Source organism: Nonomuraea sp. NPDC049486, assembly GCF_040676925.1.
GTDB classification, from domain to species: domain Bacteria; phylum Actinomycetota; class Actinomycetes; order Streptosporangiales; family Streptosporangiaceae; genus Nonomuraea; species Nonomuraea ferruginea.
On record NZ_JBFAPV010000010.1, the window covers coordinates 309,252 to 322,739 of the forward strand.

Annotated in this window: 14 protein-coding genes; 10 read left to right on the top strand and 4 right to left on the bottom strand. The window is 70.8% G+C overall.

Going from position 1 to position 13,488, the window contains the following annotated elements; translation table 11 throughout:
• The first annotated feature begins 4 nt into the window (after positions 1 to 4).
• Complete coding sequence (gene cbiQ / locus AB0K05_RS28700; RefSeq protein WP_364233104.1) at positions 5 to 760, top strand: cobalt ECF transporter T component CbiQ; 756 nt, start codon at positions 5 to 7, stop codon at positions 758 to 760.
• A complete protein-coding gene (locus tag AB0K05_RS28705; RefSeq protein WP_364233107.1) occupies positions 757 to 1,509 on the top strand; it encodes an ABC transporter ATP-binding protein in 753 nt (250 codons plus the stop codon). The genes cbiQ and AB0K05_RS28705 overlap by 4 nt, the downstream gene beginning before the upstream one ends.
• On the opposite strand, the gene AB0K05_RS28710 is transcribed toward AB0K05_RS28705, so the two are convergent.
• On the bottom strand, positions 1,481 to 2,503 hold the full coding sequence (locus tag AB0K05_RS28710) for a potassium channel family protein (RefSeq protein ID WP_364233109.1): 1,023 nt from the start codon (positions 2,501 to 2,503) through the stop codon (positions 1,481 to 1,483). The two genes, AB0K05_RS28705 and AB0K05_RS28710, sit on opposite strands and share 29 nt — an antisense overlap.
• 73 nt (positions 2,504 to 2,576) lie before the next feature.
• Here AB0K05_RS28710 and AB0K05_RS28715 point away from each other — a divergent pair, with 73 nt between their 5' ends.
• The 4 genes from AB0K05_RS28715 (at position 2,577) to AB0K05_RS28730 (ending at position 5,235) form a co-directional block, all read left to right on the top strand.
• Positions 2,577 to 2,915, top strand: coding sequence for an STAS domain-containing protein (locus AB0K05_RS28715; RefSeq protein WP_148036724.1), 339 nt, complete (start codon positions 2,577 to 2,579; stop codon positions 2,913 to 2,915).
• Between the two features lie 48 nt (positions 2,916 to 2,963).
• A complete protein-coding gene (locus tag AB0K05_RS28720; RefSeq protein WP_148036725.1) occupies positions 2,964 to 3,737 on the top strand; it encodes an SDR family NAD(P)-dependent oxidoreductase in 774 nt (257 codons plus the stop codon).
• 10 nt (positions 3,738 to 3,747) lie between these two features.
• On the top strand, positions 3,748 to 4,512 hold the full coding sequence (locus tag AB0K05_RS28725; RefSeq protein WP_364233112.1) for a crotonase/enoyl-CoA hydratase family protein: 765 nt from the start codon (positions 3,748 to 3,750) through the stop codon (positions 4,510 to 4,512).
• Positions 4,513 to 4,614: 102 nt separating this feature from the next.
• Complete coding sequence (locus AB0K05_RS28730; RefSeq protein ID WP_364233114.1) at positions 4,615 to 5,235, top strand: rhomboid family intramembrane serine protease; 621 nt, start codon at positions 4,615 to 4,617, stop codon at positions 5,233 to 5,235.
• Positions 5,236 to 5,254: 19 nt separating this feature from the next.
• On the opposite strand, the gene serC is transcribed toward AB0K05_RS28730, so the two are convergent.
• Both serC and AB0K05_RS28740 read right to left on the bottom strand, forming a co-directional pair.
• On the bottom strand, positions 5,255 to 6,364 hold the full coding sequence (gene serC / locus AB0K05_RS28735) for a phosphoserine transaminase (protein ID WP_364233116.1): 1,110 nt from the start codon (positions 6,362 to 6,364) through the stop codon (positions 5,255 to 5,257).
• A gap of 153 nt (positions 6,365 to 6,517) precedes the next feature.
• Positions 6,518 to 7,624 (bottom strand): citrate synthase 2, encoded by a 1,107-nt coding sequence (locus AB0K05_RS28740; RefSeq protein ID WP_219546191.1) that lies wholly within the window; start codon positions 7,622 to 7,624, stop codon positions 6,518 to 6,520.
• Between the two features lie 175 nt (positions 7,625 to 7,799).
• Here AB0K05_RS28740 and pdxH point away from each other — a divergent pair, with 175 nt between their 5' ends.
• Together pdxH and AB0K05_RS28750 are read left to right on the top strand one after the other, a co-directional pair.
• Positions 7,800 to 8,453 carry a pyridoxamine 5'-phosphate oxidase gene (gene pdxH / locus AB0K05_RS28745; RefSeq protein ID WP_148036730.1) on the top strand — a complete coding sequence of 218 codons (654 nt, stop codon included), beginning with the start codon at positions 7,800 to 7,802 and terminating at the stop codon, positions 8,451 to 8,453.
• An 11-nt stretch (positions 8,454 to 8,464) separates the two neighbouring features.
• The gene (locus tag AB0K05_RS28750; RefSeq protein ID WP_148036731.1) at positions 8,465 to 9,700 is read left to right on the top strand and encodes an MFS transporter; all 1,236 of its coding nucleotides are present in this window, start codon (positions 8,465 to 8,467) and stop codon (positions 9,698 to 9,700) included.
• A gap of 14 nt (positions 9,701 to 9,714) precedes the next feature.
• Here the strand turns inward: AB0K05_RS28750 and AB0K05_RS28755 are convergent, their stop codons facing one another.
• A complete protein-coding gene (locus AB0K05_RS28755; RefSeq protein WP_364233119.1) occupies positions 9,715 to 10,344 on the bottom strand; it encodes a UdgX family uracil-DNA binding protein in 630 nt (209 codons plus the stop codon).
• Positions 10,345 to 10,444: 100 nt separating this feature from the next.
• On the opposite strand from AB0K05_RS28755, the gene AB0K05_RS28760 reads away from it, so the two are divergent.
• Positions 10,445 to 11,149 carry a metal-dependent transcriptional regulator gene (locus tag AB0K05_RS28760; protein WP_148036733.1) on the top strand — a complete coding sequence of 235 codons (705 nt, stop codon included), beginning with the start codon at positions 10,445 to 10,447 and terminating at the stop codon, positions 11,147 to 11,149.
• Between the two features lie 96 nt (positions 11,150 to 11,245).
• The gene (locus AB0K05_RS28765; RefSeq protein ID WP_148036734.1) at positions 11,246 to 13,474 is read left to right on the top strand and encodes a SpoIIE family protein phosphatase; all 2,229 of its coding nucleotides are present in this window, start codon (positions 11,246 to 11,248) and stop codon (positions 13,472 to 13,474) included.
• Positions 13,475 to 13,488: the final 14 nt, after the last annotated feature.

A 13,488-nucleotide genomic window follows, 5' to 3' on the forward strand; every position in this document is an offset into this window, starting at 1 on the left:
ACCGATGGGCGTGGGGCGCCGGCTCTATCTCCCGGGCGGCTCGCCGGTCCACCGGCTGCCGCCGCAGTGCAAGCTGCTCGCCGTCCTGGCGTTCGCGATCGTGATGGTGGCCACGCCGCGCGAGTGGTTCTGGGCCTTCGGTCTGTACGCGGGCATGCTCGCCGCGGTGGCGGCCGTGGCCCGGATCCCGCCGGGGCACATCCTGCGGCGCATGGTCGTCGAGCTGCCGTTCGTGCTGTTCGCGTTCCTCATCCCGGTCATCGGGCTGGGGGAGCGGACGGAGGTGCTCGGGCTGTCGCTGAGCGTCCCCGGGCTCTGGGCGGCCTGGAACATCCTGGCCAAGGCGACGCTCGGGGTCACGGCCTCGATCCTGCTGGCGTCCACCACCGAGCCGCGTGACGTGCTGGTGGGGGCCCGGCGGCTGCGGGTGCCCGACCTGCTGGTGCAGATCGCCATGTTCATGCTCCGCTACCTGGACGTGATCCTGGACGAGATGCGGCGGATGCGCGTCGCCAGGGAGTCGCGGGGTTTCCAGGCGCGCGACCTCCGGCACGCGCCGGTGATCGCGCGCTCGGCGGGGGCGCTGTTCATCCGTTCGTACGAGCGCGGTGAGCGGGTTCACCTGGCCATGCTCAGCCGCGGATATTCAGGCCAGATGCCGATAATTCATGATTTGTCGGCCACCGCGCGACAATGGGGGACAGCGCTCGCTCTCCCGCTCGCGGCTCTGGCCGTGCTCCTGTTGGGACTCGCCGTATGATCCCGAACTCGCTCGAAGTCAGCCGGCTCGCCTACGCCTACCCCGACGGGACGCAGGCGCTGTTCGGCGTCGACCTGGCTATCCGGCGCGGCGAGCGGGTGGCGCTGCTCGGCCCCAACGGCGCCGGCAAGACCACGCTCGTCATGCATCTCAACGGCATACTCACCCCCGGCCACGGCACCGTGACGGTGGCCGGCACCCCGGTGCGCCGCGACACGCTCAAGGAGATCAGGCAGCGCGTCGGCCTGGTCTTCCAGGATCCCGACGACCAGCTCTTCATGCCCACCGTCCGCGACGACGTGGCGTTCGGCCCGGCCAACGCGGGCGTGCGCGGCGAGGAGCTCGCGGCCGTGGTCAAGAACGCGCTGGAACGGGTCGGCATGCTCGACGTCGCCGACCGCCCGCCGCACCACCTGTCGTTCGGCCAGCGCCGCCGGGTGGCGGTGGCGACCGTGCTGGCGATGGAGCCGGAGATCCTGGTGCTCGACGAGCCCTCGTCCAACCTGGATCCGGCGGCCCGCAGGGAGCTGGCGGAGATCCTGCGCTCCCTGGACGTGACGGTGCTCATGGTCACCCACGACCTGCCGTACGCGCTGGAGCTGTGCGAGCGGGCGATGATCCTGTCGGACGGGGTCGTCGCGGCCGACGGGCCGACGCGGGAGCTGCTCGGCGACGCCGAGCTGCTCGCCCGCCACCGGCTGGAGCTGCCCTACGGGTTCGCTATCCCGGCTGCGGCGGAACGTGGATGACCACCAGTTTGTCGCCCTGGCGCAGCTCGGCGGCGCGCGGGTCGGCGTAGGTGAACATGCGGCCGTCCCTGACGACCGCGACGGGCAGCTCCTCGCCCTTGACCGGCGGGCCGCCCACCTCCTCGGGACGTACGAGACGCTCGCGCAGGTCGACGCCCTTGCCGTAGGTGAGCAGATCCTGGATCAGGGCGCTGACCGCGGGGCTCTGCGTGGCCACGCCCAGCATCCGCCCGGCCGCCTCGGCCGAGGTGATGACCACGTCGGCGCCGCTCTGGCGGACCAGCGGGTCGTTCTCCGCCTCGCGGACCGCGGCCACGATCGTCGCCCCCGGGTTGAGGCTGCGCGCGGTGAGCGTGACCAGGGCGGTGGTGTCGTCGCGCCGGGTGGCGATGATGACCTGGCCCGCGGTCCTGATCCGGGCGCGGCCCAGGACGTGGCTGCGGGTGCCGTCGCCCAGGACGCCGGCGAAGCCGTCGGACGCGGCCTCGTCCACGACCGCCGGGTCCGGGTCCACGACCACGATGGACTCCTTGGGACTGCCGTTGTCGAGCAGCGTGCGGGCGGCGGCCCGGCCCTTGGTGCCGTAGCCGACGATCACGGTGTGGTCCTGCAACCTGGCCCTCCAGCGTTCGGTCAGGATGGCGTCCCTGGTGCGCCGGGTGAGCACCTCCAGCGTGGTGCCCACGAGCACGACCAGGAAGGCGATGCGCAGCGGCGTCACGGCCACGATGTTGACGACCCTGGCCGGCGTGGTGACGGGGGTGATGTCGCCGTACCCGGTCGTGGAGATGGAGACGGTCACGTAGTAGAGCGCGTCGAGCAGCGACACGTCGCCGTCGACGTTGTCGCGGTAGCCGTCGAGATCCATGGCGACCAGCGCGAACATGGCCAGCAGCATCGCCAGCGCGATGGCCATCCTCCGCAACACCGCGCGCAGCGGGCTCAGGCGGACGGACGGCAGGCGAACGCCCAGCGCCGTCTCGTCCTCATTCATACTGCTGATCGTAGTTTGTGGGTGCCCTCTACCCGGGCAAGTCGAAGTACAGTGGCTCATCGAGGAGGGGCCAATGAAGCTGCGGCTTGCGCGACATTCCCTCGGTGACGCCGTGGTGGTGGCCGTTGCGGGAGAGCTGGATCTGTTCACCGCGCCGGTCCTCCGTGACGAGGTACGTGATGCCATCAAGCAAGACGGCGCCCGGCTCGTCCTCGATCTCCAGCAGCTCTCGTTCATGGACTCCAGCGGCCTGTCGGTGCTGATCGAGGCCTGGCGGCTGGCCACCGGCGAGGGCGGCGGGGTGTCGCTGGCGGCGCCCCAGGCCCCGGTGGCGCGCATCCTGCGGACCACCGGTCTCGACCGGCGCATCAAGGTCTACTCCGACGTCGACAGCGCCGTGGGGGGAATTTGACCCCACCCCGAGTAGAACTTCATTCGGTTGGGGGTTAGGGTCCGTGCTATGGACGTGAACGGATCCTCAGCAATCATTTCCGGCGGCGCCAGCGGCCTCGGTGAGGCCACGGCCCGCGAGCTGGCCCGCGCCGGCGCCACCGTGGTCATCGCCGACCTCAACGAGGAGCGCGGCAAGGCCGTCGCCGACGAGCTCGGCGGTGTCTTCGCCAGGACGGACGTGTCGGACGACGCCCAGGTGCAGGCCGCCGTGGACGCCGCGGTCGCCACCGGCAAGCCGCTCCGGGTGCTGGTCAACAGCGCCGGCATCGGCTGGGCCGAGCGCACCGTCAACCGCAACGGCGAGCCGCACAACCCGGCCACCTACCGCAAGGTCATCGAGGTCAACCTGATCGGCACGTTCAACCTCATGCGCATCGGCGCGGCGGCCGTCGCCAAGACTGAGCCGGTCGACGCCGACGGGCAGCGCGGCGTGTGCGTCAACACCGCCTCGGTGGCGGCGCTGGAGGGCCAGACCGGGCAGCTCGCCTACAGCGCCTCCAAGGGCGGCATCGTCGGCATGACCGTCCCGGCCGCCCGCGACCTGGCCGCCGTGGGCATCCGGGTGAACACGATCTGCCCGGGCATCATCGACACCCCCATCTACGGCTTCTCGGCCAACGCCGACGAGTTCAAGGCCAAGCTGGTGGCGCCGGTGGTGTTCCCCAAGCGCATGGGCCGTGCCGACGAGTTCGCCCACCTGGTGCACTCGCTGATCCAGAACGACTACATGAACGCCGAGGTCATCCGCTTCGACGGCGGCATCCGATTCCAGCCCAAGTAAATGAGGTCCCGTGTCTGACGAAGTGCTCGTCGAGGAGTCCGACGGCGTCGCCGTGATCACCATCAACCGTCCGAAGGCCCGCAACGCGGTCAACGGGGCGGTGGCCAGGGGCGTCGCCGAGGCGCTGGACGCGCTCGACGCCCGCCCGGAGGTCTCCGCCTACGTGCTGACCGGCGCCGGCGGCACGTTCTGCGCGGGCATGGACCTCAAGGGGTTCCTGTCCGGCGACTTCCCCGTCGTGGAAGGACGCGGGTTCGGGGGCATGACCGAGGCGCCGCCCAAGAAGCCGATCGTGGCCGCCGTCGAGGGGTACGCGCTGGCGGGCGGCTTCGAGCTGGCCCTGTCCTGCGACCTCATCGTGGCCTCCTCGGAGTCCAAGTTCGGCCTGCCGGAGCCCAAGCGGGGCCTGGTGGCCGGCGCGGGCGGCATCATGCGGCTGCCGCGGCGCATCCCGTACCACGTGGCCATGGAGATCGCGCTCACCGGCGACCACTACCCGGCCGCGCGCCTGTACGAGCTGGGCCTGGTCAACCGGGTCACCGAGCCGGGCGAGGCGCTGGCGGGGGCGATCGAGCTGGCCCGCAGGATCGCCGCGAACGCGCCGCTCGCGCTGGCCGCGACCAAGCGGGTGGTCATCGAGTCGCAGGACTGGTCGCTGGAGGAGATGTTCCGCAAGCAGGGGGCGATCGTCCAGCCGGTGTTCGGCTCCAAGGACGCCATGGAGGGCGCCGCGGCCTTCGCCGAGAAGCGCGCGCCCCGGTGGAAGGGCGAATAACCCGACTCCGCGCCCCCTCCCGGACACCGGGAGGGGGTTCTTTTATGCGCGCTTGCGGTAGTTCCTGCGTACGGTAAAAGGACGACGTCATCTGGGAGAGGCATGAGCGACTACTCGCGGCCGCGTTTCGAGTCAGCCAAGAGCGGGCTGGCCTCGCTGCTCTCTGGCGCCCTGGCTTCGCTGCTGACGATGCTCGCGATCGTGGGCGTCATGTGGGCCGTCGAGATCTTCGACTACCTGACGCCGGGCACTCCCGACCTCGCCTACGGCATCAGGGGCTGGGACCCGCAAGGGCTGGTCGGCATCTTCACGGCGCCGTTCCTGCACGGCGGGTTCGGCCACCTGATGGCCAACTCGCTGCCGCTGCTCGTGCTCGGGTTCCTGGCGGGGCTGCGCGGCATCGGCAGGTTTCTGGCGGCGAGCCTGCTGATCATCGTCATCGGCGGCATCGGCACCTGGTTCGCCAGCGGCCCCGGCACCGTCACGGTGGGGGCCAGCGGGCTGGTGTTCGGCTACTTCGGGTACGTCGTCGCGCGCGGGTTGTTCGACCGGCGGGCGCTCGACATCGTCATCGGCATCGGCGTGGTCATCGCGTACTGGTCGATCCTGGCCGGCGTGCTGCCGAGCGACCCGTACATCTCCTGGCAGGGCCACCTGTTCGGGCTCATCGGCGGCCTGGTGGCCGCGTGGGTCCTGCGCCGGCCGGCCGGGGCCATCCGCTAGCGGACGGCCCCGGGGCGGGTCAGAGGCGTCCGACCACGTGGTCGACGCAGGCCGTCAGCGCCTCGACGTCGGCCGGGTCGATGGCCGGGAACATCGCGATGCGCAGCTGGTTGCGGCCGAGCTTGCGGTAGGGCTCGGTGTCGACGATGCCGTTGGCGCGCAGCACCTTGGCCACCGCCGCCGCGTCGACGTCGTCGGAGAAGTCGATCGTGCCGACCACCTGGGAGCGGAACTCCGGGGCGGCGAACGGGGTGGCGAAGGACGACTTCTCGGCCCAGGTGTAGAGCCGCTGCGCCGAGTCGGCGGTGCGGGCCGTGGTCCAGGCCAGGCCGCCGTTGCCGTTCATCCAGTCGAGCTGGTCGGCCAGCAGGAACAGCGTGGCCACCGCCGGGGTGTTGTAGGTCTGGTCCTTGGCCGAGTTGTCGATCGCCACCGGCAGGCTGAAGAACTCCGGCACGAACCGGCCGCTCGCCGCGATCTCCTCGACGCGGGCCAGGGCGCGCGGCGACATCAGCGCGATCCACAGGCCGCCGTCGGAGGCGAAGCTCTTCTGCGGGGCGAAGTAGTAGACGTCGGTCTCGGACACGTCGACGGGCAGGCCGCCCGCGCCGGAGGTGGCGTCGACCAGGACCAGCGCGTCGTCACCGCCGACCCGCTCGATCGGCATGGCGACGCCGGTCGAGGTCTCGTTGTGGGTGAGCGCGTAGACGTCGACGCCGTCCTCGGCGACCGCCACGGGGTGGGTGCCGACCTCCGACTTGATCACCGAAGGGTCGGAGAGCCACGGCGCCTTCTTGGCGACCGTCGCGAACTTCGAGGAGAACTCGCCGAACGACAGGTGCTGCGACCGGTCGCGGATGAGCCCGAAGGCGGCGATGTCCCAGAACGCGGTGGTGCCGCCGTTGCCGAGCACGACCTGGTAGCCCTCGGGCAGCGAGAACAGGTCGGCCAGGCCGGAGCGGACGCGGCCGACCAGGCTCTTGACCGGCTTCTGGCGGTGGGAGGTGCCCATGACGCTCGCGCCGGACGAGGCGAGCGCGGCCAGCTGCTCGGTACGAACCTTCGAGGGCCCGCAGCCGAAGCGGCCGTCGGCGGGCTTGATGTCAGCGGGAATCACGATGTCAGCCACCTCACCAGGTTACTGACGTGCGGGGACTGGCTCGTCCAGGGTCCGGATTGTGAGACGTCGGGCGCGGCGCGCGTGAAAGTGCCCGGTCACCCGGGTCGTACGGCCGTACGAGAACGGCCCGCCGGGGGCCGGCGGGCCGTTGTCGTGATCAGGTCAGATCGTGCCGGCGACCTCGGAGGCGCCGGGGACGTCGGACAGCGGGCGGGACGTCGGGCCGGTGTAGTTGGCGCTCGGGCGGACCAGCCTGCCGGTGCGCTTCTGCTCCAGGACGTGCGCGGCCCAGCCGGCCGTGCGGGCGCAGGTGAACATCGAGGTGAACATGTGCGAGGGAACCTCGGCGAAGTCGAGCACCACAGCGGCCCAGTACTCGACGTTGGTGGCGAGCACCCGGTCGGGCTTGCGGGCGTGCAGTTCCTCCAGGGCCGCCTTCTCCAGGGCCGCCGCGACCTCGTAGCGCGGCGCGTCCAGCTCCTTGGCCGTGCGGCGCAGCACCCTGGCGCGCGGGTCCTCCGCGCGGTAGACGCGGTGGCCGAAGCCCATCAGCCGCTGGCCCTTGTCGAGCTCGCTCTGCACGTACTTCTTGGCGTCGCCCATCTGCTCCACACCTTCGATCATGTGGAGCACCCGGGCGGGAGCGCCGCCGTGGAGCGGACCGGACATGGCGCCGACCGCTCCGGACAGCGCCGCCGCCACGTCGGCGCCGGTGGAGGCGATGACGCGGGCGGTGAACGTGGAAGCGTTCATGCCGTGCTCGGCCGCGGAGGTCCAATAGGCGTCGATGGCCTTGACGTGCTTGGGGTCGGGCTCACCGCGCCAGCGGATCATGAAACGCTCGACGATGGTCCTGGCCTCGTCGACGCGCTGCTCCGGCACCATCGGCAGGCCGAGGCCGCGCGCCGACTGGGCCACGAAGGACAGCGCCATCACAGAGGCGCGGGCGAGCTGGTCACGCGCCTCCTCGTCGGAGATGTCGAGCAGCGGCTTGAAGCCGTAGGCGGGGGCCAGCATGGCCAGCGCGCTCTGCACGTCTACGCGGATGTCGCCGGAGTGAACAGGAATGGGGTAAGGCTCCGCCGGGGGGAGGCCCGGTTGGAACTTGTTGTCGACCAGCAGGCCCCAAACGTGCCCGAAGGGGACACGGCCGACCAGCTCTTCGATGTCGACGCCCCGGTATCGAAGGGCGCCCCCTTCTTTGTCCGGTTCCGCGATCTCCGTCTCGAAAGCTACGACGCCCTCGAGGCCGGGTTTGAAGTCGGACACGTCGGCCGCCTCCCTTTCCTGCCATGTTCCGGCAATTGCTTGATGTCGAGATACCGGCGGGTCAATTTAACCCTCTCCCCTCTCGTGGCCGGTCGCCGGACCCGCCGATAGACCGAAACCGCAGGTAGGGGGCCTAGTATGGGCTTCTCCACCAAGCGCGCAAGAATACCTTCTCGTGGATGCCACCTCGCGACCGCCCTCACTGGCGGGGCTTCGCCGCTCGTACGTGGGCGAACCGCTGCTCGAGACCGCTGTCGCCGCCGATCCCATAGCCCAGTTCACCACGTGGTTCCAGGAGGCACTCGACGCCGGCCTGCCGGAGCCGAACGCCATGGTGCTCGCCACCGCCTCCGCGGGCGCCCGGCCGAGCGCCAGGACCGTCCTGCTCAAGGAGTACGACCAGCGCGGGTTCGTCTTCTACACCAACTACGAGTCCCGCAAGGGCCGCGACCTGGCCGAGAACCCGTGGGCCTCGCTGCTGTTCCCGTGGCATCCGATCCGCCGCCAGGTGCGCGTGGAGGGCACGGTGACGCGGCTGCCGCAGGAGGAGTCGGCCGCCTACTTCGCCTCCCGGCCGTACGGGTCGCGCATCGGGGCGTGGGCCTCGCGCCAGTCCGCCGTGGTGCGCTCGCGGGAGGACCTGGACGCCCGTTACGAGGAGCTCGCGAGCCGCTGGCCGGAGGATCCGCCGGTGCCCGACTTCTGGGGCGGTTTCCTGGTGACGCCGCGCGAGGTGGAGTTCTGGCAGGGGCGGCTGGACCGGATGCACGACCGGCTCCGGTACCGCCGTAGCCCGGCCGGGTGGGTGCTTGACAGGCTTGCGCCCTAATCTGACCGCTTGTGTCATTCGGGGAGTTCGTCAAACGTCATCTGGTAGACACCCGGCCACTGAAGGTGCCCGCCTACCGGCGGCTCTGGATGGGACAGGCGGTCTCGCACGTCGGGCTCGCGGTCACGGTGGTCGCGGTCAGCCAGCAGGTCTACGAGCTGACGGACTCCTCGTTCTGGGTCGGCATGCTCGGCCTGGCGAACCTGCTCCCGCTGGTGGTGTTCGGGCTGTGGGGCGGGGCCGTGGCCGACGCCGTGGACCGGCGCAAGCTGCTCGTCGCCGGGTCGCTGGTCGCCTGGGCGGGCACCGTACTCCTGCTGGTGCAGTCGATCGTCGGCGTGCCGAGCGTGTACGCGCTGCTCGCCACGGTGGCCTTGAGCGCGGCCGGGTTCGCGGTCAGCTCGTCCACCAGGGGCGCGATCATCCCCAGGCTGCTGCCTCCGGAGCTGGTGCCGTCGGCCAACGCGCTCAACTCGCTCGTCTACAGCCTCGGGGCCGTCGGCGGGCCCATGGTCGGTGGCGTGCTGCTGACGCAGGGTGGGTTCGCGGCCGCGTACGCGGTGGACGCGGTGCTCTTCACGGCCGGTCTGTACGCGGCCTTCCGGCTGCCGTCGCTGGCCCCGCTCGGCGAGGTGTCCAGGCCGGGCTGGCGGTCGGTGGCGGAGGGGCTGAGCTTCATCGTCACCAGCCCGATCCTGCTGATGTCGTTCGCCGTGGACATCATCGCCATGGTGTTCGCGCTGCCCAGAGCTCTCTTCCCGGAGCTGGCCGACCAGCGCTTCGGCGGCTCGCTGATCGCGCTGGCCTGGCTCAACTCCTCGATGGCCATCGGCGCGGTGCTCGGCGGGCTGTTCTCCGGCTGGGTCACCCGCGTCAAGCGCCAGGGGCTGGCGCTCACCTTCGTCATCGCGCTGTGGGGGCTGGCGGTGGCGGCGGCGGGGCTGGCCGACCAGCTCTGGCTCGTCCTGGTGTTCATGGCCGTCGGGGGAGCGGCCGACGTGGTGTCGTCGGTGTGGCGGCAGTCGATCCTGCAGCTCTACGCGCCCGACGAGATGCGTGGGCGGCTGCAGGGCGTCTTCATGGTGGTGGTCGCGGGCGGGCCGCGGCTGGGCGACGTGCGCGCCGGGGCCACCGCGACCGCGTTCGGGCTGACGACGGCCTGGGTCGGCGGCGGGCTCGCGTGCGCCGCCGCGGTGCTGGTCGTCGGGCTGTCGGTGGCGAGCTTCAGGAACTACCGGTCACGCTGACCGTACGTCCGGGGTCAGCGGGTGTGCCCGGCCGTTCCGGCGGCGACGCGCAGGTCCGCCAGGAAGCCCGCGTACGCCGCGTCACGGTCGGGGGCGCGCAGCACCGCCGACGGATGGATGGTGGCGACCGCGAGCGCGTCGCCCATCGGCACCGGCTCGCCGCGCTGCCTGGTCACCCGGAACGTCCTCCCGAGCAGCGACCGCGCGGCCGTGGCGCCCATCACGACGACCACCCCGGGACGCACCGCGGCCAGCTCGGCGTCCAGCCACGGCCGGCAGGCCTCGATCTCGGCCGCCGTCGGCTTCTGGTGGATCCGCCGCTTGCCGCGTTCGGTGAAGGAGAAGTGTTTGACCGCGTTCGTGACGTACACCTCGTCGCGGTCGATCCCCGCCTCCTCCAGGCCGCGGTCCAGGATGCGCCCGGCGGGGCCGACGAACGGGTGGCCCTGACGGTCCTCCTGGTCGCCCGGTTGCTCGCCGACGAGCATGTAGCGGGCGCGTCCCGGCCCCTCGCCGAACACCGTCTGGGTGGCGTTCCTGAACAGATCGCATCCTTCACAGCCGGCCGCCGCGCTACGCAACGATCCCAGATCGTGACTCTCGGGAAGGAAGCGGGCTGCGGAATTGTTGACGTTGGTTGTCATCGCCGGTCGTTCTCCCCATAGGCTTCGAGCCTGATCCTGTGCCCGAAGCGGAAGGGCTCAGTCCCGAGACGACCGGCTAGCATGGCATGAGGGAGGAGCCTTGACCGCACACGGCCTGATCGACACCACGGAGATGTATCTCCGGACGATTTACGAGCTCGAGGAGGAGGGCATCATCCCCCTCCGCGCCCGCATCGCCGAGCGCCTGCAGCAGAGCGGCCCGACCGTGAGCCAGACCGTCGGCCGCATGGAGCGCGACGGCCTCGTCCGCGTCGAGGGCGACCGCCACCTGGCGATGACCGACCTGGGCCGCGCCCTCGCCACGCGGGTGATGCGCAAGCACCGCCTCGCCGAGTGCCTGCTGATCGACGTGATCGGCATGCCCTGGGAGGAGGTGCACATCGAGGCCTGCCGCTGGGAGCACGTGATGTCCGAGTCGGTGGAGCAGCGCCTGGTCAAGCTGCTGGGCAACCCCACCTTCTGCCCCCACGGCAACCCCATTCCCGGCCTGGCCGAGCTGGGCGCCGAGGAGGCCGCCGACGCGACCGAGTCCCAGCTGACCCCCATGACCGAACTCGCCGGTTCTCAGGGTGTGTCCGTGACCGTGCGCCGAATTAGCGAACAAGTGCAAAGCGATCCCGCTCTCATGCTTAAACTCAAGCAAGTTGGGATACAACCCGGACGCGAGGTGACGCTCGCGGCGAGCGACGACGGTGTGCGGGTGACAGGTGACGGTGACGCGAACGACTCTCTCGCGGAGATCCCGCGTGATGTGGCGGTGCACGTCTTCGTGTCCAGACGCTGATCCCATCCGGGAGATCCTCCACTCCCCCCCGGCCAACACTGTTGCAGGAGCGCCCGTGGTCTTTTCCCGCACGCTTCCCCGAGGAGTGGTCTCCGGATGACACGCTGGGGGGATCTGTCTCACGACGCGGCTGATCGCCTTGCCGCCGAGTCCGTTCTCGACCATGCCGACATGGCCGTGGTGGTGACGGACCGGTTCAGCAATCTCCTCTACTGGAACCCCTTCGCCGAGAAGCTGTTCGGCCGGCCTGGCAAGTCGGCGCGCGACTCCTCCGTGCTGTCGTTCGGCATCATGGAGAAGGACCACCCGCAGGCGATCGAGCTGGCCAAACACGTGCTCAAGGGCAACGTCTGGGAGGGCACGTTCGACGTGCGCCGCGGCGACGGCGCCATCCTCTACGTCCGCGCGCAGGCCGTGCCGCTGCGCCACCCGTCGGGCTCGGTGACCGGCGTCGTCATCACCGCCCGCGAGGCGCTCCGCAGCAACGAGCGCGAGAAGGACCGCTTCGGTCTGCTGGAACGCATCGGCGAGCGGCTGGCCGGCTCGCTGTACGTCGAGGAGACGCTCAAGCGGGTGGCCGAGATGCTCGTCCCGCAGTTCGCCGACCACTGCTTCATCGAGCTGATGGAGGGCGACCGGCTGGTGCGCCGGATCTCCCAGCACGTGCAGGGCTGGGAGCCGCCGGCCGGCACCTGGAAGCCCGTCGGCGCGGAGATCCGCTACCCCGCCGGCCACTACGCCGACGCCGCGCTGCGCCGCCAGGAGACCATCCTGGTCGACGACTTCTCCGGCAACAGCTTCCCGTCCCCGAGCGAGGGCAGCGCGCGGCTGTGCGGCGAGATCGGCATGACCTCCGCGATCGTCGCGCCGCTGACCGTGCGCGGCGAGACGCTGGGCCTGATGTACCTCGGGCTGTCCAACCTCACCGACCGCCGCAGCCCTCACTACGACGCCTTCGACCGCGACTTCGTCGGCGCCATCGCGACCCGCGTGGCGGTCGCGATCGACAACGCGCTGCTGTTCGAGGAGGAGCGCCACACCGCCGAGTCGTTCCAGAAGCACCTGCTGCCGCGGGCGCTGCCGCAGCTCGACGGGCTCCAGATCGCGGTCCGCTACTACCCCGCCGCGCCGCTCGCCTCCCACGGTCAGGGCATCCAGACCCAGGTCGGGGGCGACTGGTACGACGTGATCCCGCTCTCGGCCGGCCGGGTCGGCATCGTGATCGGCGACGTCGAGGGCCGGGGCGCCAAGGCCGCGGCCATCATGGGCCAGCTGCGCGCCGCGCTGCGGGCCTTCGCCCAGGACGACAAGTCGCCCGCCGACATCCTGGCCAGGCTCGACGAGTGGACCCGCATCATCGCCACCCCGGAGAAGGACGACTCCGGGGCCGACATCAGCATCCCGCCCATCGTCACCTGCCAGTACCTCGTCTACGACGCCTGGTCGCGCCAGCTTTCGTTCGCCAACGCCGGCCACGCGCCGCCGCTGCTGCTGAGCGACGGCGAGTGCGTCGAGCTCGACATAGAGGAGGTCGGCCAGCCGCTGGGGGTGCGCGCCAAGGGCCTGCACGCCGACCTGGTCTACAAGGAAGAGACCCGCACGCTCCCGCCCGGCGCCGCGCTGCTGCTCTACACCGACGGCCTGGTCGACCGCCGCCCCACCCGCACCGGTCCGGCGCAGGACGAGGAGGAGACGCTCGGCCTGCTCTGCGAGAAGCTCGCCACGATGACCAAGGCCGAGGTCGAGCGCATCGCCGAGGCCGCCACGGTCGCCGTGCCCGGTGAGATCGACGACGACATGGCCATCCTGGTCATCCGCTCCAGCGACGAGGACCTCGACGTCGAGGAGCGCACGTTCCCGGCCCAGCCGATCATGGTGGGGGAGGCGCGGCGGATGGCCTCCGACGCCTTCGCCGACTGGAACGTCCCCGAGGAGCGGGCCGAGCTGGCCTGCCTGCTGGTCTCCGAGGTCGTCACCAACGTCGTGCTGCACGCCTCGACCGCCACCGTGCCGCGCAGGGAGCTGGTCGTCGACGGGCCGCCGCTGCCCTTCGAGGAGTCGTGGGACGTGCCCGGCTTCGACAGTTTCGACGACGATGTGGTCGGCGACAAGGAGTTCACGCTCCGGCTGCGCCGCGGCGACGAGTCCGTCTGGGTCGAGGTCTTCGACCAGGACCTGCGGCTGCCGCGCATCCGCAGCGCGGGCGAGAACGACGAGGGCGGCCGCGGCCTCTACCTCGTCGACCAGTTGGCCAAGCGCTGGGGCTCGCGTCCTACCAGGGAAGGCAAAGCGGTCTGGTTCGAGATTCCCACCAGGGGCCGGTGAGTGGTTCACTGCCT